The sequence below is a fragment of the Pasteurella pantherarum genome, from assembly GCF_049670885.1.
GTDB lineage: Bacteria > Pseudomonadota > Gammaproteobacteria > Enterobacterales > Pasteurellaceae > Pasteurella.
Genome location: NZ_CP187173.1, coordinates 2,476,349 through 2,500,792 on the forward strand (window position 1 = coordinate 2,476,349; position 24,444 = coordinate 2,500,792).

Consider the following 24,444-nt stretch of genomic DNA (forward strand, 5'->3'; position numbering starts at 1 on the left):
TTCTGCTTCTGGACACCTTAGCCTCACAAAATAGTCGTACCAAAGTGCGGTCATTTTTTGAGATTTTTTGTAAATTCCGCTTAGGCGGAGTGTATTCAGGAGCTAAAAGCCAATGGCATTAAATCTTCAAGACAAACAAGCAATTGTTGCTGAAGTAAACGAAGCAGCCAAAGGTGCCCTATCAGCTGTTATCGCGGATTCTCGTGGTGTAACAGTAGATAAAATGACTGAATTACGTAAAGCAGCTCGTGAAAACGGCGTTTCAATGCGTGTTGTTCGTAATACTTTATTACGTCGTGCGGTTGAAGGGACTGAATTTGAGTGCTTAAAAGATACGTTTGTAGGTCCAACACTTATCGCATTCTCTACTGAACATCCAGGTGCAGCTGCACGTTTGTTCAAAGACTTTGCTAAAGCAAACGATAAGTTTGAAATTAAAGGTGCAGCCTTTGAAGGTAAGATTCAAGATGTTGAATTCTTAGCAACATTACCAACTTACGACGAAGCAATTGCACGTTTAATGGGCACAATGAAAGAAGCTGCGGCAGGCAAACTTGTTCGCACTCTTGCGGCATTACGCGACAAATTACAAGAAGCAGCTTAATCCAGCCGTTTCTTAACTCGTTTAACTTTTTTACTTTAGGAATTGATTGTTATGTCATTAACTAACGAACAAATCATTGAAGCGATCGCTTCTAAATCTGTAACTGAAATCGTAGAATTAATCACTGCGATGGAAGAAAAATTTGGTGTTTCTGCAGCGGCAGCAGCAGTAGCAGTAGCAGCGGGTCCAGCAGAAGCAGCTGAAGAGAAAACTGAATTCGACGTAGTTCTTGCAGGCGCAGGTGCTAACAAAGTAGCAGTTATCAAAGCAGTACGTGGTGCAACTGGCTTAGGCTTAAAAGAAGCGAAAGACTTAGTTGAATCTGCTCCAGCAGTATTGAAAGAAGGTATCTCTAAAGCTGAAGCTGAAGCACTTAAGAAAGAATTAGAAGAAGCTGGTGCACAAGTAGAAGTTAAATAATTTTGACTGACTTGTAAGCCCTTCTAAGGCTCGATGGCTGGTGGTTTTTCCATCAGCCATTTTGTGCTATCAAAACAGAACAAATTTTTCCGTTTAGTTTTTCTGTTTTTCTTCTCAAGTTAATTACGTTCACATAATTTGGGAATTCCGCTCATCAGAAGTAAGGTTCAGAGTGCGGCATCTGGAAACGGTATCTTTACACGCATACATAATGCCCAAGCAACATCATCAGCATTGTGTATTTGGTTCACTGAAACACAAGCAGAGGAACCCTATGGTTTACTCCTACACAGAGAAAAAACGTATTCGTAAAGACTTCGGCAAACGCCCGCAAGTTTTAAATGTACCTTATTTATTAACTATCCAACTTGATTCTTTCGATAAATTCATTCAAAGAGATCCTGAAGGTCAGCAAGGTTTAGAAGCAGCATTCCGCTCCGTATTCCCAATCGTTAGCAATAACGGCAACACAGAATTACAATATGTAAGCTATCAATTGGGTGAGCCTGTATTTGACGTGAGAGAATGTCAAATTCGTGGTACCACTTATGCTGCACCATTACGTGTGAAATTACGCTTAGTCAGTTATGATAAAGACGCTGCACCAGGCACGATCAAAGATATTAAAGAACAAGAAGTGTACATGGGGGAAATCCCATTAATGACCGATAACGGTACCTTTGTGATTAATGGTACTGAGCGTGTTATCGTGTCGCAATTACACCGTAGCCCAGGCGTTTTCTTTGATTCTGACAAAGGTAAAACACATTCTTCAGGTAAAGTTTTATATAACGCAAGAATTATCCCTTACCGTGGTTCATGGTTAGACTTTGAATTCGATCCGAAAGATAACTTATATGCACGTATCGACCGTCGTCGTAAATTACCTGCTACCATTATTTTACGTGCGTTAAATTACACCACTGAGCAAATTTTAGATATTTTCTTCGATAAAGTTGTTTTTGAAATCAGCAATAACAAGTTATTGATGACCTTAGTGCCAGAAAGATTACGTGGTGAAACAGCAACCTTCGATATTGAAGCAAACGGCAAAGTGTATGTTGAACGTGGTCGTCGTATTACTGCCCGTCATATCCGTGCACTTGAAAAAGATCAAATTACCCAAGTGGAAGTGCCAACCGAATATATCGTGGGCAAAGTATCGGCAAAAGATTATGTGGATTTAGAGTCGGGTGAAATTGTTTGCCCAGCCAATATGGAAATTTCCTTAGAAATGTTGGCAAAACTTGCACAAGCTGGTTACAAAACCATTGAAACGCTTTTCACTAACGATTTAGATTACGGTCCTTATATTTCGGAAACCTTGCGTGTTGATCCATCAAACGATCGCTTAAGTGCATTAGTTGAAATTTACCGCATGATGCGTCCAGGTGAGCCACCAACAAAAGAAGCTGCAGAAGGCTTATTTGACAACTTATTCTTCTCATCAGACCGTTATGATTTATCTGCGGTAGGTCGTATGAAATTTAACCGCTCTTTAGGTATTGATGAAGAGACGGGTAGCGGCATTTTAAGCAACGATGACATCATCGGTGTGATGAAAAAACTGATCGAGATCCGTAACGGTCGTGGCGAAGTGGATGATATCGACCACTTAGGCAACCGTCGTATTCGTTCTGTGGGCGAAATGGCAGAAAACCAGTTCCGTATTGGCTTAGTGCGTGTGGAAAGAGCGGTGAAAGAACGCTTATCTTTAGGTGATTTAGATGCAGTCACACCACAAGATTTGATCAACGCAAAACCAATTTCTGCGGCAGTAAAAGAATTCTTTGGTTCTTCACAACTTTCCCAGTTTATGGATCAAAACAACCCGTTATCAGAAGTCACGCATAAACGTCGTATTTCTGCATTAGGTCCGGGTGGTTTGACTCGTGAACGTGCAGGCTTCGAGGTGCGAGACGTTCACGCAACGCACTACGGTCGTGTGTGTCCAATCGAAACCCCAGAGGGTCCAAACATCGGTTTGATCAACTCACTTTCTGTTTACGCACGTACGAATGATTACGGTTTCTTAGAAACCCCATACCGTAAAGTTGTCAATGGTCAAGTGACAGAAGAAATTGAATATTTATCGGCAATTGAAGAAGGTAAATATGTGATCGCACAGGCGAACTCAAATCTTGATGAAGCGTTACGCTTTACTGATTCGTTCGTTACTTGTCGCGGTGAACACGGTGAATCTGGTTTATATCGTCCAGATGAAATTCATTATATGGACGTTTCCACTCAACAAGTGGTATCGGTGGCGGCAGCGTTAATCCCGTTCCTTGAGCACGACGATGCGAACCGTGCGTTAATGGGTGCGAACATGCAACGTCAAGCGGTGCCAACATTACGTGCGGATAAACCATTAGTGGGTACAGGTATTGAGAAAGCCGTAGCGGTTGACTCTGGTGTGACCGTGATCGCAAAACGTGGTGGTATGGTGCAATATGTTGATGCATCACGTATCGTGGTGAAAGTCAACGAAGATGAAACTATCCCAGGTGAAGCGGGTATTGATATTTATAATCTTGTGAAATACACCCGTTCAAACCAAAATACTTGTATTAACCAAATTCCTTGTGTGTCATTAGGTGAGCCTATTGGTCGTGGCGAAGTGTTAGCCGATGGTCCTTCAACAGACTTAGGTGAATTAGCCCTTGGTCAAAATATGCGTGTAGCGTTCATGCCTTGGAATGGTTATAACTTCGAAGACTCCATGTTAGTGTCTGAGCGTGTGGTGCAAGAAGATCGTTTCACCACGATTCACATTCAAGAGCTTTCTTGTGTGGCACGTGATACCAAATTAGGTTCAGAAGAAATCACGGCGGATATTCCAAACGTAGGTGAAGCGGCATTAAGCAAATTAGATGAATCAGGTATTGTTTACATCGGTGCTGAAGTCAAAGGCGGCGATATTCTTGTGGGTAAAGTGACACCAAAAGGTGAAACACAATTAACTCCGGAAGAGAAATTATTACGTGCGATCTTCGGTGAAAAAGCCTCTGATGTGAAAGATTCTTCATTGCGTGTCCCAAACAGCGTATCGGGTACGGTTATCGACGTGCAAGTCTTCACTCGCGATGGTGTTGAAAAAGACAAACGTGCACTTGAAATTGAAGAAATGCAATTAAAACAAGCGAAAAAAGACCTTGTGGAAGAATTAGAAATTCTTGAGGCTGGCTTGTTTACTCGTGTGCGTAACTTGCTTATCGCAGGTGGTTTCGAGGCGAAAAACTTAGATAAATTAGACCGCACTAAATGGTTAGAGCAATCATTAAGCGATGAAGCACAACAAAACCAATTAGAGCAACTTGCGGAACAATACGAAGAATTACGTAAAGAATTTGAACGTAAGTTAGAAGTGCAACGTGGCAAGATCATCCAAGGTGATGATTTAGCACCGGGCGTGTTGAAAGTGGTTAAAGTATATCTTGCGGTGAAACGTCAGATCCAACCTGGTGATAAAATGGCGGGTCGTCACGGTAACAAAGGGGTTATCTCAAAAATCAACCCTGTTGAAGATATGCCATACGATGAAAACGGCCAACCAGTTGATATCGTGTTGAACCCACTGGGCGTTCCATCACGTATGAACATCGGTCAGATCTTAGAAACTCACTTAGGTTTAGCGGCGAAAGGTATCGGTGACAAGATCAATGCAATGATCAAACAACAACAAGACGTGGCGAAATTGCGTGAATATATGCAAAAAGCCTACGACTTGGGTCACGGTTCACAAAAAGTGGATTTAAGCACCTTCTCTGATGAAGAAGTGATGCGTTTAGCACAAAACTTACGTAAAGGTTTACCGCTTGCCACTCCAGTATTCGATGGTGCACATGAAAGTGAAATCAAAGGCTTATTAGAATTAGGTGGCTTACCAACTTCAGGTCAAATTACTTTATTCGATGGCCGCACTGGTGAGAAATTTGAGCGTCCAGTAACTGTTGGTTATATGTATATGCTCAAATTAAACCACTTAGTTGATGACAAAATGCATGCACGTTCAACTGGTTCTTATAGCTTGGTTACACAGCAACCATTGGGTGGTAAAGCACAATTCGGTGGTCAGCGTTTCGGTGAGATGGAGGTGTGGGCACTTGAAGCATACGGTGCAGCATATACCTTACAAGAAATGTTAACGGTGAAATCCGATGACGTGAACGGCCGTACGAAGATGTATAAAAACATCGTGGGTGGCACACATCAAATGGATCCAGGCACACCAGAATCTTTCAACGTAATTATGAAAGAGATCCGCTCGCTTGGTATCAACATTGATTTAGATGAAGATTAATCTGAAATCATAACCAAGCTTGGTGTAAAGCAAAGTACGCTCAAGTGCGGTGAAAATTTTAAAAATTTCAACCGCACTTGAATAAGTTTAACTCCGACAGGAGCAAATCTGTGAAAGACTTAGTTAAGTTTTTAAAAGCACAATCAAAAACGAGTGAAGATTTTGATGTGATCAAAATTGGTTTAGCCTCACCGGATATGATCCGTTCTTGGTCATTTGGTGAAGTTAAAAAACCTGAAACCATTAACTACCGCACCTTTAAACCAGAACGTGACGGTCTTTTTTGTGCACGTATTTTCGGGCCAGTAAAAGATTACGAATGTTTATGTGGTAAATACAAACGCTTAAAACACCGTGGTGTGATCTGTGAAAAATGTGGCGTAGAAGTGACACAAACCAAAGTACGTCGTGAGCGTATGGGTCACATTGAACTTGCCTCACCAGTGGCACACATTTGGTTCTTAAAATCACTGCCGTCCCGTATCGGTTTATTGCTTGATATGCCATTACGTGATATTGAGCGTGTGTTATATTTTGAATCATACATCGTGATTGAGCCAGGTATGACAGACTTAGATAAAGGTCAGTTATTAACCGAAGAACAATATTTAGAAGCGGAAGATCGTTGGGGTGATGAGTTCGACGCAAAAATGGGTGCGGAAGCAATCCAAGCCTTGTTGCGTGATATGGACTTACCACTTGAATGTGAAAACTTACGTGAAGAATTACAAGAAACTAACTCAGAAACGAAACGTAAGAAAATCACTAAACGCTTAAAATTATTAGAAGCCTTTATTCAATCTGGTAATAAACCAGAATGGATGGTGATGACGGTGTTGCCTGTACTTCCACCAGATTTACGCCCGTTAGTACCACTTGATGGTGGTCGTTTTGCGACTTCAGATTTGAACGATTTATACCGTCGTGTAATCAACCGTAACAACCGTTTAAAACGTCTTTTAGACTTAATCGCACCAGATATCATCGTGCGTAACGAAAAACGTATGTTACAAGAATCTGTTGATGCGTTATTAGATAATGGTCGTCGTGGTCGTGCAATTACGGGTTCTAACCGTCGTCCATTAAAATCACTTGCGGATATGATCAAAGGTAAGCAAGGTCGTTTCCGTCAAAACCTATTAGGTAAACGTGTTGACTATTCAGGTCGTTCTGTAATCACCGTAGGGCCATACTTACACCTACACCAATGTGGTTTACCGAAGAAAATGGCATTGGAATTATTCCGTCCGTTTATCTATGCAAAATTAGAAAGCCGTGGCTTCGCTTCAACAATTAAAGCAGCGAAGAAAATGGTTGAGCGTGAAGATGCCATCGTATGGGATATCTTAGCGGATGTGATTCGCGAACACCCAATTTTATTAAACCGTGCACCAACCTTGCACCGTTTGGGTATCCAAGCATTTGAGCCATTATTGATCGAAGGTAAAGCGATCCAGTTACACCCACTTGTTTGTGCGGCGTTCAACGCGGACTTCGACGGTGACCAAATGGCGGTTCACGTACCATTGACATTAGAAGCACAGTTAGAAGCTCGTGCGTTAATGATGTCAACCAACAACATTTTATCACCAGCAAACGGTGAGCCAATTATCGTTCCATCACAAGACGTTGTATTAGGTCTTTACTATATGACGCGTGATAAAGTGAACGGTAAAGGCGAAGGTATGTTGTTACAAGACCCTCGCGAAGCTGAGAAAGCATATCGTACAGGTCAAGCTGAGTTACATTCTCGTGTGAAAGTCCGTATTACAGAATATGTGAAAAATGTTGCAGGCGAGTTTGAGCCTCAAACGCAATTAGTGGATACCACAATTGGTCGTGCGATTCTTTGGATGATCGCACCAAAAGGCATGCCATTTAGCTTGTTTAACCAAACATTAGGTAAAAAAGCCATCTCTAAATTGATTAACGAGAGCTATCGTCGTTTAGGCATGAAACCAAGTGTACTCTTTGCAGACCAAATTATGTACACAGGTTTTGCGTATGCGGCACGTTCTGGTTCATCCGTTGGTATTGATGACATGGTTATTCCTGCGAAGAAATATGAAATTATTTCTGCGGCAGAAGAAGAAGTGGCGGAAATCCAAGAGCAATTCCAATCAGGTTTGGTGACCGCTGGCGAACGCTATAACAAAGTGATCGATATTTGGGCGGCAGCAAACGAACGTGTTGCGAAAGCCATGATGGAAAACCTCTCAACGGAAGAAGTGATTAACCGTGAAGGTAACCCAGAAAAACAAGCTTCATTTAACAGCATCTTTATGATGGCAGACTCTGGGGCACGTGGTTCTGCGGCACAGATTCGTCAGTTAGCGGGGATGCGTGGTTTGATGGCTCGTCCAGACGGTTCGATCATCGAAACCCCAATTACGGCAAACTTCCGTGAAGGTCTAAACGTATTACAGTACTTTATTTCCACCCACGGTGCACGTAAAGGTCTTGCGGATACGGCGTTAAAAACAGCGAACTCAGGTTACTTAACTCGTCGTTTAGTTGACGTGGCACAAGATTTAGTGATCATCGAAGATGACTGTGGTACACACGAAGGTATCGTGATGACACCATTAATCGAGGGTGGTGACGTGAAAGAAGCCCTACGTGATCGTGTATTAGGTCGTGTAGTGGCAGAAGATGTGTTAAAACCAGGTACAGACGAAGTCTTAATCCCACGCAATACGTTATTAGATGAAAAATTGTGTGATGTGATTGATATCAACTCAGTAGATAGCATCAAAGTACGTTCCGTTGTAACCTGTAATACAGACTTCGGTGTGTGTGCGAAATGTTACGGACGTGATTTAGCACGTGGTCACTTGATTAACCAAGGTGAAGCGGTTGGTGTTATTGCGGCACAATCCATCGGTGAGCCGGGTACACAGTTAACGATGCGTACGTTCCATATCGGGGGTGCGGCGTCTGCGGCAGCGAAAGAATCCAGTATTCAAGTGAAAAACACGGGTACATTACGCTTAGCGAACGTGAAATTCGTCACCAACAACGAAGGCAAATTAGTGTTAACTTCACGTAATACTGAATTAACCATTATTGATGCCTTTGGTCGTACGAAAGAACATTATAAGGTGCCTTACGGTGCGATCTTAAATAAAGGTGATGGTGCCGATGTACAAGCAGGCGAAACCGTTGCCAACTGGGATCCACACACCATGCCAGTGGTGTCTGAAGTAAGCGGTTTGGTGAAATTCGTAGACATCGTGGATGGTTTAACTGTGACTCGTCAAACTGATGAGCTTACAGGTTTATCTTCTATCGTGGTTCAAGACGTGGGTGAACGTGCAACCGCAGGTAAAGACTTACGTCCAGCCATTAAACTTGTTGATGCGAAAGGTAACGATATCTTAATCCCTGGCACAGACGTGGTAGCACAATACTTCTTACCAGGTAAAGCTATTGTGACCTTAGATGATAACGCAGAAGTCCATGTGGGTGATCCATTAGCACGTATTCCACAAGAATCTGTGGGAACCAAAGATATTACCGGTGGTCTTCCACGCGTAGCAGACTTATTCGAAGCACGTAAACCGAAAGAGCCAGCCATTTTGGCGGAAATTTCAGGTATCGTGTCATTCGGTAAAGAAACCAAAGGTAAACGTCGTTTATTAATCACCCCATCTGAAGGTGAAACTTACGAAGAAATGATTCCTAAATGGCGTCAGCTCAACGTATTTGAAGGTGAGATGGTTCAACGTGGTGATTTAATTTCTGATGGTGCAGAAACACCACATGATATTTTACGTTTACGTGGTGTTCATGCCGTGACAGAATACATTGTGAACGAAGTGCAAGAAGTTTACCGTTTACAAGGGGTAAAAATTAACGATAAACACATCGAGGTTATCGTCCGCCAAATGTTACGTAAAGGTATCGTAACTAAAGCCTACGACTCTGAATTCTTAGAGGGTGAGCAAGTGGAAGTGGCTCGTGTGAAAATTGTTAACCGTAAGCGTGAAGCAGAAGGCAAACCATTGGTTGAATTTGAACGTGAATTACTTGGTATTACCAAAGCCTCTCTTGCCACTGAGTCCTTTATCTCTGCGGCGTCCTTCCAAGAAACCACTCGTGTGTTAACGGAAGCAGCAGTTGCGGGTAAACGTGATGAATTACGTGGCTTGAAAGAGAACGTTATCGTGGGTCGTTTAATCCCAGCAGGTACGGGATTTGCGTATCACCAAAATCGCCAGAAAAAAGTGGTGATGTCAGATGATGTTGCTGTTAAATTATCTGCTGCAGATGAAGAAGAAATTGCTGCAGAATTTACGGTAACCGCAGAAGATGCCACAGCAAGTTTAGCAGAAATGTTAAATATGGCTGATGATGCAGAATAAGCCTCATTAATGCTAAAAAACCCGAGCCTCAGGTTCGGGTTTTTTATTCGCTAAATAACAAAATTCCCTTTATAATGACCGCACTTTATTCTATTTCAAACAGCAAAAAGTGCGGTCATTTTTTGCAATATTTTGTGAGATTGTATGAATGTGATTCAACCTAATGAGACAGGTTACTGGCTATTAACCCAAGATTCTGCCTTATATTTGATTAATGGCAAATTGCCTCAAGGGAAAGCCTCTGATTTTCAATTACAAGGCTACAATGGCATGATAATTGGTCAGATCAATCAGCAGCCTGTGTGGTTAGTGGAGGAACACGAAGAAAAGGGGCGAGAGTATTCTTCTTTACGTAGCTTATTATCCTTGCCTGAAGAACATTTCAATTTACTCAACCGTGCGGTTGAACTCAATTATTTTTTTAAAACCCACCGCTTTTGTGGCAAATGTGGATATCACACCGAAATTGCTCATAATGAATGGGCGATTCAATGCCAAAATCCCCAATGTTCACATCGTACTTATCCAGTTATTTGCCCTTGTGTGATCGTGGCTGTGCGACGTGGGCATCAAATTTTATTGGCGAATCATCAACGCCATAAAGGCGGGATTTATACCACCTTAGCAGGCTTTGTTGAAGTGGGTGAAACTCTTGAACAAGCGGTACACCGAGAAGTGTTTGAAGAAACAGGCATTAAGGTTCAGAATTTGCGTTATTTTGGCAGTCAACCTTGGGCATTTCCCAATTCTGCCATGGTGGGGTTTTTAGCGGATTATGCAAGTGGTGAGATTTGTGTACAAGAACTGGAAATTCATGATGCACAGTGGTTTGATTATGATGCTCCCCTGCCTGAATTACCGCCAGAAGGCACGATTGCATTGAAGTTAATTAAACATACGCTACAACTGTGTGCGGAAGAAGAAAGGAAAGTCAAATGGCAGCATTAAAAAATGATCGTTATTTAAGAGCATTATTACGTGAACCTGTGGATATGACCCCCGTTTGGATGATGCGTCAAGCGGGTCGCTATTTGCCAGAATATCGTGCAACACGCGCGGTAGCCGGGGATTTTATGTCATTGTGCCGTAATGCGGAACTAGCTTGTGAGGTCACATTGCAACCTTTGCGACGTTATGATTTAGACGCCGCAATTTTATTTTCCGACATTTTGACCATTCCTGATGCGATGGGATTAGGTTTAAGCTTTGGGGCAGGAGAAGGGCCGAAATTTGCCCATCCCATTGAAAGCAAAAGTGCGGTGGAAAATTTACCTATTCCTGATCCTGAAGGGGAATTGCAGTATGTGATGAATGCTGTGCGTACCATTCGCCGTGAATTAAAGGGCGAAGTGCCGTTAATTGGTTTTTCAGGCAGCCCTTGGACGTTAGCAACGTACATGGTCGAAGGGGGAAGCAGTAAGGCGTTCACCAAAATTAAAAAAATGCTGTATGCCGATCCGCAAGTGTTACATCAATTATTAGCTAAACTGGCGGATGCCGTCACCTTATATTTAAATGCTCAAATTAAAGCGGGAGCACAATCGGTGATGATTTTTGATACTTGGGGTGGGGTGCTAGGCCATCGTGAGTATTTGGATTTTTCCTTGCACTATATGCATCAAATTGTTGATGGATTAATTCGACACCATGAAGGTCGCAAAGTCCCCGTCACCTTATTTACAAAAGGCGGGGGAATGTGGCTAGAAGCCATGGCAGAAACAGGCTGTGATGCCCTTGGATTGGATTGGACGGTCAACCTGGCAGAGGCAAAAGCTCGGGTTGGTCATAAAGTAGCGTTGCAGGGGAATATGGATCCTTCCATCTTATATGCTTCTCCCGATCGTATCGAACACGAAGTGCGGTCAATTTTGGCGGACTTTGGTGAAGGTTCAGGTCATGTATTCAATTTGGGGCATGGTATTCACCAAGATGTTCCAACACAAAGCCCACAGGTATTTGTTGAGGCAATTCATCATTTTTCTAAACCCTATCATCTATAATACGCAGGAGAATTATGCGAAATCCTATTCATAAACGCTTAGAACACTTTGAAACTTGGCAACATATTACCTTTATGGCATGCCTTTGTGAGCGTATGCTACCGAATTACCAATTATTTTGTCAGGTGGTTGGACAAGAGGCACAGGCGAAAATCTATCAGAATATTTTGAATCTGGTGTGGGAGCATCTCACGGTCAAAGGGGCAAAAATCAATTTTGAAAGTCAGTTAGAAAAATTAGAAAACATCATTCCTGATTTAAATGAACATCAATTTTATGGTGCATTGCCTGCGGTGGATGCTTGTGAAGCCCTTTCTGAACTGTTACATACGTTGATTGCGGGATCAAGTTTAGAACAAGCCATTAAAATAAGCCAATTATCCTTACAAACCGTGGCGACTTTTTTAGAACAACAGGCTGAACAGGAATTATCCGAAAAAGCCTTAAAAGAGAGTGAAGAAATTCAGCAAGAATTAGACCTACAATGGCTCATTTACCGCACCTTAAAAGGCTGTGAGAATCGTGATATTGCACTGATTTTGGATTTGAAAAATGAATTGAGAAGTACAAATGTTTCGAATATCGGTATAAATTTTGAGCAATAATGTGATATTTATAACAAATTTAAAAAATCTTTCTTTGTTTTATGACAAACTTAGATTAAGCTTTGCAATACTGTATATTGCAGTAATAGTATTTATCGGGAACACGTAGTGTTTTTCCTTACATTTTGAATAAAGTAGAAGGTATTTATTTATGAATAAAACGGATTTAATCGATGCAATCGCTAGTGCCGCTGAATTAAATAAGAAACAAGCTAAAGCCGCTTTAGAAGCGACGTTAGACGCTATTTCTGTTAGTTTAAAAGCAGGTCAACCAGTGCAATTAATTGGCTTTGGTACATTCAAAGTAAATGAGCGTAAAGCTCGCACAGGCCGTAACCCACGTACTGGTGAAGAAATCAAAATCGAAGCGTCTAAAGTACCAGCATTCATTGCAGGTAAAGCATTAAAAGATGCAGTGAAATAATTTCATAAGCGAAAGTTACCGAAAGCTCCGCCCCGTTTATGCGGGGCTTTTTCTTCATTAAGATCATGTGAATGAAAAGTTTTTTGTTTACATTCTTAACTCATCTCTATAATATTTTCAGCAGTTATTTGGCTTAGTGCATTTGACTTTTTTTGTTCAAAGCTCAAAAAGTCAATGTGTCTTTGATTTTCATTACTTTAAAAAGGGAACATTTATGTGTGGTATTGTTGGTGCGGTGGCACAGCGTGATGTCGCCGAAATTCTTGTGAATGGCTTACATCGTTTGGAGTACCGAGGCTATGATTCAGCAGGTGTTGCGGTTGTTAATGATAAGCATGAATTACAACGTATCCGTTGTGTAGGCAAGGTAAAAGCCCTAGATGATGCGTTAGTGGAACATCCACTCGTGGGGGGGACGGGGATTGCACATACTCGTTGGGCAACCCATGGCGAACCGTCAGAAGGGAATGCTCATCCACATACCTCAGGTCATTTTGCGGTGGTGCATAATGGGATCATTGAAAATCATGAAGCCCTACGTGCCGATTTAACCGCAAAAGGTTATGTTTTCTTATCTCAAACAGATACTGAAGTGATCGCCCATTTAGTGGAATGGGAGATGCGTACTGCAGATAATCTCTTACAAGCCGTACAGTCCGTGGTGAAACAATTGAAAGGGGCGTATGGTATGGTTGTGATGGACAGCCAACACCCAGAACATCTTGTTGCGGCACGCTCTGGTAGCCCACTTGTGATTGGTTTAGGCATTGGCGAAAATTTCTTAGCCTCTGATCAGCTTGCCTTATTAAATGTAACACGCAGTTTTATTTTCTTAGAAGAAGGTGATATTGCGGAGATAACACGTCGTTCCGTGGATATCTATGACCGCCATGGTCAAAAAGTGGAGCGTGAAGCTCATGAGTCTAATTTAGAAAATGATGCTGCAGAGAAAGGTAAGTTCCGTCATTTCATGCAAAAAGAAATTTTTGAGCAACCCGCCGCATTGATTAATACAATGGAAGGTCGGATCAGTCATAATAGCGTGGTGGTGGATAGCATTGGTAACGGGGCAAGAGCTTTATTATCTCATGTGGATCATATTCAAATTGTGGCTTGTGGCACATCTTACAATGCGGGCATGGTTTCTCGTTATTGGTTTGAAGATCTGGCAGGCATTAGCTGTGATGTGGAAATTGCCTCCGAGTTTCGTTATCGTCAATTTGTTACCCGTCCAAACAGTTTATTGATCACCCTTTCACAATCAGGCGAAACCGCCGATACACTTGCTGCATTACGTTTAGCCAAAGAAAAAGGTTATATGGGTGCCATGACGATTTGTAACGTGGCAAGCTCATCTTTAGTGCGTGAATCTGATTTAGCTTTCATGACGCGTGCAGGTGTCGAAATTGGGGTGGCATCAACAAAAGCTTTCACCACTCAGCTTGCTTCATTGTTAATGTTAGTGACTGTATTGGGTAAACTGAAAGGACATATTGATGACGCCAAAGAAGCAGAAATTGTGAAAGCGTTACAATCAATACCAGCAGAAATTGAAAAAGCACTGGCTTTTGATAAGCAAATTGAAGTGCTAGCAGAAGACTTTGCAGAAAAACATCATGCACTTTTCCTTGGTCGTGGTGAATATTATCCAATTGCCATGGAAGCCTCATTAAAATTAAAAGAGATTTCCTATATTCATGCAGAAGCCTATGCGGCAGGGGAGTTAAAACACGGTCCACTTGCCTTGATTGATGCGGATATGCCAGTGATTGTGGTGGCACCAACCAATGATTTATTGGAAAAAGTGAAATCCAACATTGAAGAAGTGCGAGCAAGAGGCGGTCAGCTTTATGTCTTTGCGGATCAAGCAGCTGGCTTTGTAGAAAGTGAAGGCATGAAAATCATCACCATGCCAAAAGTGAACCAAATTGTGGCACCGATTTTCTACACCATTCCAATGCAATTGTTAGCATATCATGTCGCTTTAATTAAAGGCACTGATGTGGATCAACCACGCAATTTAGCCAAAGCCGTCACGGTTGAATAGTGTTTCAGGCGAAAAGTGCGGTCAATTTTGAGAAAGAATCACAACAAAGTGTCATGACGTTGTGTTCTTTCTCGGTCAATCAAATCCCCCGTTGTTGATAAAACCGGGGGATTTTTTCATTATGTTATGTGATAAGGAGGCGAGAATGCTGTTTTTCACTAGACACCATGCCTTAAGCGTGATCGTTAATATTCTTGTGCCGATTTTTTTCCTCTCCCTTTTTCTGTTTAAGGGAAGCTATAACTTGGTTCCTATAGGGTTGTCCGTCCTTTCTATCGGCTTTGTCCTTTATGCGTGGTTGAGTAAGCGTCCGCTGGCATTGCCCCCGATGGAAAAACGCTTTCTCTTTTCCCTTTCCTGCTACATTCTCATTTTTATTGTGTTATTGCTATTTCACCAAGATAAATTGCGAGAATTCGAAAATGTGGGCAAATTATGCCTGTTTATTCCCTTATTCTATTTATTGCATCACTATCGGATACGCCTTGACCCCTTGATGATTGGCATTTTAGTGGGGGCGGTATTGGCGGGTGTGGTGGCCATTTATGATCGTTTTTATTTAAATCTGAATGCAGCCTATGCCCCAAGAATGTTGCAAATTCAAGCAGGCGATATGGCGATGAGCTTAGGCTTATTTTCTGTTGTGATTGGCTTGTATTCTTACCAAGTTAAACGTTATCCCTTGGCAATATTCAGTGTGATCGCAACCCTATTGGGAATGTTGGGCAGTTTTTTATCGACTGCTCGGGGTGGATGGATTGCCCTTCCCGTTCTAATTCTCATGATCATGCTGATTTATCGTCGAAATTTATCAAAAACCATGAGATTGGCGTTTGCGACCTTATTTGTGATCACGCTGACCACCGCTGTTTTGATCCCGAAAACGAAAATGTTGCACCGAGTGAATGAAGCCTACACGGAAGCGATGTCTTATTTCAGCGAATTTGATGGCACCACCTCAATTGGTGCACGTTTTGATATGTGGAAAGGGGCGATTCTCATGGCAAAAGAAAAGCCCTTGTTCGGTTGGGGGGCGAAGGGGGCTTTGGAACAGAGCAAAATTCTGGCTCAACAAGGGCTCATTCATGAATACGTCACCCAATTTCATCATGCCCATAATCAATATTTAGATGATTTAGCAAAAAGGGGCTTGGTGGGGTTAAGTGCGTTATTATTGGTGTTTTTGATTCCATTATCACACTTTTATCAAGCATTGAAAGGTGCATCGCCAGAAACCCGAGCGGTAGCCACTTTAGGGCTTGTTCATATCCTTTCTGTGATGTCTTATGCTTTAACTCAAGCCTTTATTGAGCATAATTCAGGAAATCTCTTTTATTTTTTCCTGATTTCGGTGTTTTATAGTGCGTTATATCAGCCAGATGAAAAGAAAGTTGCAGTGGGTAGTCACTAAGCAAGGAAAACGTTTTGAAAATGCACCGCACTTTATAGCCAATATATTGGGGGGGCGATGTTGAGGTGGAGGATGTGTTGAAGCGGATGTGTGTTAAGGGAAAATCAGCAGAGGGGTTGAATGTGCTTCAGGGCGGTCATCGCCGCCCTTGTTCAGCATGTTGTTTTCTCTTAATAGAATAAAACGAATGCCCATACCACAGCCACACAAACCATGCCGATAAACACGGCAGCAGAGCCGAGATCTTTGGCACGTCCAGAGAGTTCATGATGTTCTAACCCTACACGATCCACCACCGCTTCAATGGCACTGTTCACTAACTCAAGTGCTAACACCAAAATAAGCGAACCTAACATCAGGGCAATTTCCACCCCATTTTCACCGAACCAAAAGGCGGCTGGCACCAAAAAGAGGCAGCAGAATAATTCATGGCGAAACGCAGTTTCGGATGTAAAGGCAAATTTCAGCCCTTTCATGGAATAGCCAGTGGCTTTAATTAAATGCGTCAGTCCTTTTGTTTTATACATAATTGATCCTAGTTGTTGAGTGGATTACAGACGTTTTGCTTCGATCACATCTTCAAGTTTTGCTAAGCGAGCCAGAATTTTACTTAACATTTGCACATTATTCAGCTCAATTTCCATATCAATGGTGGCGACTTGTTTTTTCTGATCGATACGGCTTGAGACCCCCGAAACACTAATTTTCTCATTGGCGAGCACTGTCGTAATATCTCGCAATAAGCCGTTACGGTCGCTGGCTATAATGCGAATATTTAATCTAAATCCGCTGGAATAATTCTCTCCCCACACGGATTCCACCACTCGCTCAGGGTGGGCGTGTTGCAACTCAAGGAATTGTTCACAATCGCTACGGTGAATCGAAATCCCACGTCCCATGGTAATATAGCCAACAATGTCATCTCCCGGAATAGGCTGGCAGCAACGTGCAATATGATGCATCAAATTGCCGACCCCTTCCACAATGACAAAGCCTTTTTTGTCTGATTTTTGCTGAGAATTGACCGCACTTTTATTGGCAACATGACGTAAAATTTCTTCATCGGCTTCCTGTGCACTGACTTTGATCAGCTTGCTTTGCAGATAATTCATCAAGTGATTTAAACGGATGTCGCCGCCCCCTAGCCCCGCATATAAATCTTCCACATTTTTCAGGTTGTAGCGAGGAAGTGCATGTTGTTCCACTTGTTTGAGGGTAATATTTAAGCGAGCCATTTCATTTTCCAGCATTTCTTTACCTGCAGGAATATTTTTATCACGGTCTTGTTTTTTAAACCAAGCGTGAATTTTGGCGCGTGCTTTGGCGGTATGGGTAAAGCCTAAATTGGGGTTGAGCCAATCTCGGCTTGGATTCGGATTTTTTTGCGTGATAATGTCAATTTGATCACCCATTTGTAGCTGATAGGTGAAAGGCACAATGCGTCCGCCCACTTTTGCCCCAATACAACGATGCCCGATTTCACTATGAATGGCATAAGCAAAATCCAGTGGGGTTGAACCTGTTGGCAGATCAATCACTTCCCCTTTCGGTGTAAAGACATAAACCCGATCGTCAAATACTTGACTACGCATTTCCGCCATCACTTCGCCAGAATCGGTAATATCATCTTGCCAAGCGAGCAGTTTCCGTAGCCAAGTGATTTTTTCTTCATAGCCCGAACGCCCACCCATGACACCTTCTTTATATTTCCAGTGTGCCGCAACGCCCAGTTCCGCATCATCATGCATTTGTTGGGTACGGATTTGTACCTCGATAGGTTTCCCCCCTTTCCCTAATACCACCGTATGAATGGATTGGTAGCCATTGGGTTTCGGGTTGGCAACATAATCATCAAATTCATTAGGTAAATGCTTAAAATGCGTGTGTACAATGCCTAGTGCAGAATAGCAATCTTGGAGTTTTTGCACGATAATGCGTACGGCACGCACATCGTATAAATCACTAAATTCTAAGTGTTTTTTTTGCATTTTACGCCAAATGCTATAAATGTGTTTAGGGCGTCCATACACTTCTGCAGGTGTGGCGTTTTCTTTTAAATAACCATTTAATTCGGCGACAAAATCGGCGATATATTGTTCACGATCGAGACGGCGTTCTTGTAACAGTTTGGCAATGTTACGGTATTGTTCAGGGTGTAGATAGCGGAAGCAATAATCTTCCAATTCCCATTTCAGTTGCCCGATGCCTAAACGGTTGGCAAGAGGGGCATAAATATTGGCACATTCTTTGGCTGCTAAGACTTTGTCTTCTTCGGAGCAATCCTGTTCTGCACTGCGTAAGAAGGTGATACGTTCAGCTAATTTAATAATGACACAGCGAAAATCATCGACCATTGCCAGTAACATACGGCGAATATTATCCACTTGTGAGCTATTGGCAGATTGGCTGGCGTTAAGTTGGCGAATGTTATCCATCTCAATCACGCCTTTTGCGAGTTTGCTGATGTTGTTGCCAAACTGTTCGCTAATTTGCTCAAAATCCACAAGGTTGTGATAGATCACAGGATAAAGCATGGCGGTGAGTAAGGTATCGCCATCCATATTGAGACTGTGCAGAATTTCGACCATTTCTACGCCTGCATATAATGAGCAGCTCGTTGGCATAGGTTGCTTTTCCAGCATGACTTGGTGTGCATAATGCCAAGCCCGAATTAAATTTTCGGACACTGTCGGCGGGATGTCCAAATTGGCACACCATGTTTCAATCACAAATTCTTCGGGATTGACTAAATGAGAACGTCGTACTGCAACCATAATCTATCCTATTCTTTCTCAAATAAACTTATAGATTCTAAATGCCCAGTCTGCGGGAACATGTCGATCATCGCGACTTTTTTTAATGCATAGCCAGCTTGCGCCAAAATTTCTGTATCTCGTACCAACGTAGCGGGGTGGCAAGATACGTACAAGATTTTTTGTGCCTGCAAGTCGCACAATGCTTGTAGTGCAAAGGCGGCACCTGCACGAGGGGGATCAAGTAAAATTTTATTAAACGCATTTTTTGCCCAAGGTTGATCCACAAAGCCTTGTTCTAAGTTAGCTTGATAAAATTGAACATTATGACACTGATTGAGTGTCGCATTCTTTTTGGCTTTATGAACCATTTCTTCCACACCTTCAATGCCAATCACTTGATTGACAAAACGGCTTAATGGCAAGGTGAAATTGCCCATGCCACAGAATAAATCTAGCACATGATCTTGGGGGGTGAGTTCCAACCAGTCAAGTGCGGTTTTCACCATTTTTTGATTTAATGTGGTGTTGACTTGAATAAAATCACGAATATCAAATTGTAATGTTAAGCCAGGCTCAAGTTGGTAATAAGGGGGGTCACCATATATTTGCACAATGGCATCTTCTTGTTGCAAAAACAGCATTAGTTGGTGTTTAGTAGCAAAGTTGAGCAATAAAGTGCGGTCGATTTCTGCCAAATTTCCAAGATGACGTAATAACACCGCCGTGCCATTATCCGCTTGAACCAATTCAAGATGACCTAATTTTTGTGGACTTGACCACTGGCGAAAAAGGGCGGTTAAAGCGGGCAACAATTGGTTTAATTGAGGCTCTAGCACCTCACATTGTTGAATATTCACAATCTGCTGTGAATGTTTTTGGCGAAAGCCGATATCCAGTTGTTTAGTCTTGGGATTTAACCACATACTTAAACGCACACGACGACGGTAATGCCACGCATCGCTGGTGATCATGGGCATCACTTGCACATCGGGCTGAAGTTTTGCTAAGCGTTTCACCAAAGCGTTTTGCTTGGTTTGGCGTTGCAAATCAATCGGCAAATGTTGCATTTGGCAACCTCCACAGCGGTGATAAACTTCACAGGGCGGCGATTGGCGTTGTGCACTGGCTTTGAGAATCTTTTGTGCAATGCCTCGTCCGTATTGTCGTTTTTCTTCAATGGTTTGTACTTCCACGATTTCTTGTGGCAAGGCATTTTCAATAAACCAAGTTTTGCCCTGAATTTTTGCCACGCCTAAGCCTTGGTAATCTAAATCAAGGATTTCAGTACGCAAGCGAGTGGTGGCATGTTTTTGTTTTGGCGGAGTATAAAGTAAAACCATAATTTATTTTTGATATAAAACATATTGGGTAAAGAGTTCTCGACTTTTTAACGGTTTATTGCCCAAATAGGGTTTGAGGGCGAGACGAGTAAAGCGTTTCGCCGCTTGTAATACGGCGGGGTCGTGGAATTCTCTTGCCTCAAAAGCGAGCAGTTCACGCCCATAAAAACTCAAATTATCTCGAATTAATGAGGCAATAAAGCCTTTTTCCTCACGGTAACGGTAAGTCATATTTTCGTCCACCGCTTCCCCCGAGCCTGCACAATGGCAAAAATCTACCCCATAGCCAAGTGTGTGCAAGAGTTGAAATTCAAAATCACGTAAATAAGGCTCGACTTGCTGGTTGTGGCAAGCAAGGCCAGTTAAACAACGTAAATAATCTTGAAAAAGTTGTGGGTATGCGGTTTCAGGTTCTAATACACGACTGACTAATTCATTGACATAAAATCCGCTATAAAGTGCGGTGTGTTGTAAAGGCAATGCAATGGCAGCAGGCTCTGCTTTGGTGAGTGTTTTTACCGCACCACGACCGCTCCAACGTAGCAATAAAGGTGTGAAGGGTTGTAACACACTTTTTAAATTTGAGCGTTTGGTTCGAGCACCTTTCGCCAAGACGGTTAATCGCCCTGTTTCTTCGGTGAATAAATCGACCAATAAGCTTGTTTCACTGTATGCTTTGCGGTGTAATACAAAACCTCGTTGCCAGTTTTCGATCATATCCCTTATTTTTTGCGTATTAAACTGGCTTATTTTAGCAGATTTTTCATCATGCTTTCTGTTCTTTCGTAAAGTTTTCCACAGAAATTCATACAAAATAGCGTAGAGTGTTTAACTAAATTTGAGCCTTTCTGTTATGATAGAGCAAGACGAAATTAGCATAATAATAGACTATGAGAATACCTCGAATTTATCATCCCGCCTCATTAGAAGGCATCACCACTTGTGAACTGAGCGAAGATGGTGCAAACCATGTTGGACGTGTATTACGCATGCAAGTGGGCGAACAACTCGAATTATTTGATGGCAGTAACCATATTTATGCAGCACACATTACCCAAGTGAGTAAAAAAGCCGTCACCGTGGAGATTTTGAACCAGCAATTTGCTGATCGTGAAAGCCATTTGAAGATTCACCTTGGGCAAGTGATTTCTCGTGGCGAACGTATGGAATTTACGATCCAAAAATCCGTGGAATTAGGGGTGAATGTGATTACGCCGTTATGGTCGGAGCGTTGTGGCGTGAAATTAGATGCGGATCGAATGGAAAAAAAGATCCAACAATGGCAAAAAATTGCCATTGCAGCTTGTGAACAATGTGGGCGGAATGTGATTCCTGTGATTCGCCCAATGATGAAATTACAAGATTGGTGTGCGGAAAATGACGGTGCATTGAAGTTGAATTTACATCCAAGAGCCCAATATTCTATTCGAACGTTACCCGATATTCCAAAAGAAGGCGTACGCTTATTAATTGGCTCGGAGGGTGGGCTATCACCACAAGAAATTGCCCAAACACAAGAGCAGGCATTTACAGAAATTTTATTAGGTCAGCGAGTATTACGCACTGAAACCGCCGCATTAGCTGCGATAAGTGCCTTACAAGTTTGTTTTGGGGATCTCGGTTAACCTAAATGAGAGAGAGATAATGATGGAATTACAAGATCATTTTTTAATTGCCATGCCACAAATGGAAGATCCTTATTTCTCCCGTTCGGTGGTGTATATTTGTGAACACAATGATCAAGGCAGCATGGGGTTGGTGCTTAATCAGCCAACGGATTTAAGCCTTGCCGAATTATGTGCCAAAATGAATTTTATGATGAAAACCGACCGCACTTATGGCAATGATTTAGTATTAGCGGGCGGACCGACGAACATTGAACGTGGTTTTATTTTACATAGCAAAACAGATCAGGATTTTAAGCATAGCTACAAAGTGACCGATCAACTAATGTTAACCACCTCTGCGGATATTATTGATACGTTTGGTACAGAGCAAGCACCAGAAAAATATTTCGTCGCATTAGGCTGTGCCAGTTGGTCACCACACCAACTTGAAGGTGAAATTGTGAATAATGATTGGTTAGTGGTGCCTGCCAATAATCGCATTTTGTTTGATGTGCCTTATGAAGAACGTTGGTTAGAAGCGAATTTATTATTAGGAATTCAGCATCATAATTTTGCTCATCAAGCGGGGCATTGCTAAATGGGCATTACCGCATTAGCTTTTGATTTTGGTACGAAAAGTATTGGCTGTGCTGTGGGACAAAGTATTACAGGAACAGCACAAGCCTTACCTGCCTTTAAAGCACAAGATGGTATTCCGAATTGGGACGCCATTGAAAAATGCCTCACCACTTGGAAACCCGATGTGGTTGTTGTGGGGCTTCCTCTGAATATGGATGGCACAGAACAAGAATTAACAACACGTGCAAGAAAATTTGCCAACCGCTTGAATGGACGTTTTGGGGTAAAAATAGCATTACAAGATGAACGTTTAACCACCACCGAAGCCCGTGCAGAAATTTTTGTGCGAGGCGGTTATAAAGCCTTAAACAAAAGTAAAGTGGATGGCATTTCAGCGTGTTTGATTTTAGAAAGTTGGTTTGAAAATCAAACCGATATTTAATTTTTCTCTCTGTTAGGGAAAAGGCGATAAAAAAACACCGCACTAAACAAAAGTGCGGTGTTTTTTTTACGATTTTATCAGCGAATAATTATGCTTGACCTTTAACCGCTTTTAAACCTAAGAATGGTGCTTTATCACCTAAAGCTTCTTCAATACGGATTAATTGGTTGTATTTCGCAACACGGTCAGAACGGCTCATAGAACCAGTTTTGATTTGACCTGCTGCAGTACCCACCGCTAAATCAGCAATTGTCGCATCTTCAGTTTCACCAGAACGGTGTGAAATCACCGCAGTGTAACCTGCGTCTTTTGCCATTTTGATTGCAGCTAAAGTTTCAGTTAAAGAACCGATTTGGTTGAATTTGATTAAGATTGAGTTTGCGATACCTTTTTCGATACCTTCTTTCAAAATTTTGGTGTTAGTGACGAATAAGTCATCACCCACTAATTGGATTTTGTCACCCAATACTTTAGTTTGATACGCAAAACCATCCCAGTCAGATTCATCTTGACCATCTTCGATAGACACGATTGGATACTCTTTGCATAAGCCTTCTAAGTAGTGTGTGAATTCTTGAGAAGTGAATGATTTACCTTCACCTTTTAATTCGTACATACCATTTTCTTTGTTATAGAACTCAGAAGAAGCACAGTCCATAGCAAGAGTAACATCTTTACCTAACACATAACCTGCTTTTTCAACCGCTTCTTTGATACAAGCAAGTGCATCTGCGTTTGAAGCAAGGTTTGGTGCAAAACCACCTTCATCACCCACCGCAGTATTTAAACCTTTACCTTTTAACACTTTAGCAAGGTTGTGGAAAACTTCTGCACCAATGCGAAGTGCTTCACGTAAAGTTTTCGCACCAACTGGTTGAATCATGAATTCTTGAATATCAACGTTGTTGTCAGCGTGTTCACCACCGTTGATGATGTTCATCATTGGTAATGGCATTGAGTATTGGCCTGGAGTACCATTTAATTCAGCGATGTGAGCATAAAGTGGTAAACCTTTTGATGCTGCCGCTGCTTTTGCATTGGCTAAAGATACCGCTAAGATTGCGTTTGCACCGAATTTAGATTTGTTGTCTGTACCATCTAAATCGATCATGATTTGGTCGATTTCAGCTTGGTTGCTTGCGTCTTTGCCAACAACAGCTTGTGCAATTTCATTGTTTACCGCAGAAACCGCTTTTAATACACCTTTACCTAAGAAACGTGTTTTATCACCGTCGCGTAATTCTAATGCTTCACGTGAACCTGTTGAGGCGCCTGATGGTGCAGCGGCTAGACCAACAAAGCCACCTTCTAAATGAACTTCTGCTTCAACAGTTGGGTTACCACGAGAGTCGATGATTTCACGGCCGATTACTTTAACGATTTTTGCCATTTTTGTTTTCCTCTTTAAATGAAAATTAATTTAAAACGAATGATTTGTATCTTAAAATAATTCCTCTGTTTTGTCTTGCGAAAAATACAGATTAATTGATTTGGATCCATAAATACGATATCTGCAATTATCATCTTTGTAATTTGATAAAA

At 42.0% G+C, this 24,444-nt stretch carries 18 protein-coding genes; 13 read left to right on the forward strand and 5 right to left on the reverse strand.

Annotated features, from left to right (window positions below; all coding sequences use genetic code 11):
• The first annotated feature begins 112 nt into the window (after positions 1-112).
• The 10 genes from rplJ to ACPEEM_RS11815 all read left to right on the forward strand — a co-directional run bounded on the left by rplJ (position 113) and on the right by ACPEEM_RS11815 (position 16,178).
• Positions 113-604 carry a 50S ribosomal protein L10 gene (rplJ, locus tag ACPEEM_RS11770; RefSeq protein ID WP_005763434.1) on the forward strand — a complete coding sequence of 164 codons (492 nt, stop codon included), beginning with the start codon at positions 113-115 and terminating at the stop codon, positions 602-604.
• Between the two features lie 51 nt (positions 605-655).
• The gene (rplL, locus tag ACPEEM_RS11775) at positions 656-1,024 is read left to right on the forward strand and encodes a 50S ribosomal protein L7/L12 (protein ID WP_005763432.1); all 369 of its coding nucleotides are present in this window, start codon (positions 656-658) and stop codon (positions 1,022-1,024) included.
• A 274-nt stretch (positions 1,025-1,298) separates the two neighbouring features.
• Complete coding sequence (rpoB, locus tag ACPEEM_RS11780) at positions 1,299-5,327, forward strand: DNA-directed RNA polymerase subunit beta (protein WP_424407180.1); 4,029 nt, start codon at positions 1,299-1,301, stop codon at positions 5,325-5,327.
• Positions 5,328-5,437: 110 nt separating this feature from the next.
• Positions 5,438-9,691 (forward strand): DNA-directed RNA polymerase subunit beta', encoded by a 4,254-nt coding sequence (gene rpoC, locus ACPEEM_RS11785; protein WP_424402233.1) that lies wholly within the window; start codon positions 5,438-5,440, stop codon positions 9,689-9,691.
• A gap of 144 nt (positions 9,692-9,835) precedes the next feature.
• A complete protein-coding gene (nudC, locus tag ACPEEM_RS11790) occupies positions 9,836-10,639 on the forward strand; it encodes an NAD(+) diphosphatase (protein ID WP_424407182.1) in 804 nt (267 codons plus the stop codon).
• Positions 10,627-11,691 (forward strand): uroporphyrinogen decarboxylase, encoded by a 1,065-nt coding sequence (gene hemE, locus ACPEEM_RS11795; RefSeq protein WP_424407184.1) that lies wholly within the window; start codon positions 10,627-10,629, stop codon positions 11,689-11,691. Before nudC ends, hemE begins: the two co-directional genes overlap by 13 nt.
• A gap of 14 nt (positions 11,692-11,705) precedes the next feature.
• Positions 11,706-12,296 carry a YjaG family protein gene (locus ACPEEM_RS11800; protein ID WP_424402236.1) on the forward strand — a complete coding sequence of 197 codons (591 nt, stop codon included), beginning with the start codon at positions 11,706-11,708 and terminating at the stop codon, positions 12,294-12,296.
• Between the two features lie 151 nt (positions 12,297-12,447).
• Complete coding sequence (locus ACPEEM_RS11805; RefSeq protein WP_424402237.1) at positions 12,448-12,720, forward strand: HU family DNA-binding protein; 273 nt, start codon at positions 12,448-12,450, stop codon at positions 12,718-12,720.
• A 214-nt stretch (positions 12,721-12,934) separates the two neighbouring features.
• Positions 12,935-14,767 (forward strand): glutamine--fructose-6-phosphate transaminase (isomerizing), encoded by a 1,833-nt coding sequence (gene glmS / locus ACPEEM_RS11810; protein WP_424402238.1) that lies wholly within the window; start codon positions 12,935-12,937, stop codon positions 14,765-14,767.
• A 145-nt stretch (positions 14,768-14,912) separates the two neighbouring features.
• Positions 14,913-16,178 (forward strand): O-antigen ligase family protein, encoded by a 1,266-nt coding sequence (locus ACPEEM_RS11815; protein ID WP_424407186.1) that lies wholly within the window; start codon positions 14,913-14,915, stop codon positions 16,176-16,178.
• Positions 16,179-16,348: 170 nt separating this feature from the next.
• Here the strand turns inward: ACPEEM_RS11815 and ACPEEM_RS11820 are convergent, their stop codons facing one another.
• From ACPEEM_RS11820 to recO, 4 genes are read right to left on the reverse strand one after another with little or no spacing between them, the layout of a single operon-like run.
• Positions 16,349-16,705: a diacylglycerol kinase gene (locus tag ACPEEM_RS11820; RefSeq protein ID WP_424402240.1), complete on the reverse strand. Its 357-nt coding sequence runs from the start codon at positions 16,703-16,705 to the stop codon at positions 16,349-16,351.
• A gap of 24 nt (positions 16,706-16,729) precedes the next feature.
• Entirely contained in the window at positions 16,730-18,952 is a 2,223-nt protein-coding gene (gene relA, locus ACPEEM_RS11825; RefSeq protein ID WP_424405241.1) for a GTP diphosphokinase, read from the reverse strand.
• Between the two features lie 8 nt (positions 18,953-18,960).
• Positions 18,961-20,274, reverse strand: coding sequence for a 23S rRNA (uracil(1939)-C(5))-methyltransferase RlmD (rlmD, locus tag ACPEEM_RS11830; protein WP_424405243.1), 1,314 nt, complete (start codon positions 20,272-20,274; stop codon positions 18,961-18,963).
• A 3-nt stretch (positions 20,275-20,277) separates the two neighbouring features.
• Entirely contained in the window at positions 20,278-21,000 is a 723-nt protein-coding gene (recO, locus tag ACPEEM_RS11835) for a DNA repair protein RecO (protein ID WP_424404135.1), read from the reverse strand.
• A gap of 164 nt (positions 21,001-21,164) precedes the next feature.
• Here recO and rsmE point away from each other — a divergent pair, with 164 nt between their 5' ends.
• The 3 genes from rsmE to ruvX are packed head-to-tail and all read left to right on the forward strand — an operon-like array spanning position 21,165 to position 22,902.
• Positions 21,165-21,899 carry a 16S rRNA (uracil(1498)-N(3))-methyltransferase gene (gene rsmE, locus ACPEEM_RS11840; protein ID WP_424402243.1) on the forward strand — a complete coding sequence of 245 codons (735 nt, stop codon included), beginning with the start codon at positions 21,165-21,167 and terminating at the stop codon, positions 21,897-21,899.
• A gap of 22 nt (positions 21,900-21,921) precedes the next feature.
• Positions 21,922-22,479, forward strand: a complete 558-nt coding sequence (locus tag ACPEEM_RS11845; RefSeq protein WP_424408265.1) for a YqgE/AlgH family protein — start codon at positions 21,922-21,924, stop codon at positions 22,477-22,479.
• The gene (ruvX, locus tag ACPEEM_RS11850; RefSeq protein ID WP_424402244.1) at positions 22,480-22,902 is read left to right on the forward strand and encodes a Holliday junction resolvase RuvX; all 423 of its coding nucleotides are present in this window, start codon (positions 22,480-22,482) and stop codon (positions 22,900-22,902) included. It abuts the gene before it with no gap.
• 88 nt (positions 22,903-22,990) lie between these two features.
• On the opposite strand, the gene eno is transcribed toward ruvX, so the two are convergent.
• Positions 22,991-24,292: a phosphopyruvate hydratase gene (eno, locus tag ACPEEM_RS11855; protein WP_424405245.1), complete on the reverse strand. Its 1,302-nt coding sequence runs from the start codon at positions 24,290-24,292 to the stop codon at positions 22,991-22,993.
• Positions 24,293-24,444: the final 152 nt, after the last annotated feature.

Excerpts from the sequence above, each read along its gene's own strand:
- ruvX (WP_424402244.1), top strand. The coding sequence starts at position 22,480 with ATGGGCATTACCGCATTAGCTTTTGATTTTGGTACGAAAAGTATTGGC.
- ACPEEM_RS11805 (WP_424402237.1), top strand. The coding sequence starts at position 12,448 with ATGAATAAAACGGATTTAATCGATGCAATCGCTAGTGCCGCTGAATTA.
- rlmD (WP_424405243.1), bottom strand. The coding sequence starts at position 20,274 with ATGGTTTTACTTTATACTCCGCCAAAACAAAAACATGCCACCACTCGC.
- rplL (WP_005763432.1), top strand. The coding sequence starts at position 656 with ATGTCATTAACTAACGAACAAATCATTGAAGCGATCGCTTCTAAATCT.
- ACPEEM_RS11845 (WP_424408265.1), top strand. The coding sequence starts at position 21,922 with ATGGAATTACAAGATCATTTTTTAATTGCCATGCCACAAATGGAAGAT.
- rplJ (WP_005763434.1), top strand. The coding sequence starts at position 113 with ATGGCATTAAATCTTCAAGACAAACAAGCAATTGTTGCTGAAGTAAAC.
- relA (WP_424405241.1), bottom strand. The coding sequence starts at position 18,952 with ATGGTTGCAGTACGACGTTCTCATTTAGTCAATCCCGAAGAATTTGTG.
- rsmE (WP_424402243.1), top strand. The coding sequence starts at position 21,165 with ATGAGAATACCTCGAATTTATCATCCCGCCTCATTAGAAGGCATCACC.
- glmS (WP_424402238.1), top strand. The coding sequence starts at position 12,935 with ATGTGTGGTATTGTTGGTGCGGTGGCACAGCGTGATGTCGCCGAAATT.
- rpoB (WP_424407180.1), top strand. The coding sequence starts at position 1,299 with ATGGTTTACTCCTACACAGAGAAAAAACGTATTCGTAAAGACTTCGGC.
- ACPEEM_RS11820 (WP_424402240.1), bottom strand. The coding sequence starts at position 16,705 with ATGTATAAAACAAAAGGACTGACGCATTTAATTAAAGCCACTGGCTAT.
- hemE (WP_424407184.1), top strand. The coding sequence starts at position 10,627 with ATGGCAGCATTAAAAAATGATCGTTATTTAAGAGCATTATTACGTGAA.
- eno (WP_424405245.1), bottom strand. The coding sequence starts at position 24,292 with ATGGCAAAAATCGTTAAAGTAATCGGCCGTGAAATCATCGACTCTCGT.
- nudC (WP_424407182.1), top strand. The coding sequence starts at position 9,836 with ATGAATGTGATTCAACCTAATGAGACAGGTTACTGGCTATTAACCCAA.
- ACPEEM_RS11800 (WP_424402236.1), top strand. The coding sequence starts at position 11,706 with ATGCGAAATCCTATTCATAAACGCTTAGAACACTTTGAAACTTGGCAA.
- ACPEEM_RS11815 (WP_424407186.1), top strand. The coding sequence starts at position 14,913 with ATGCTGTTTTTCACTAGACACCATGCCTTAAGCGTGATCGTTAATATT.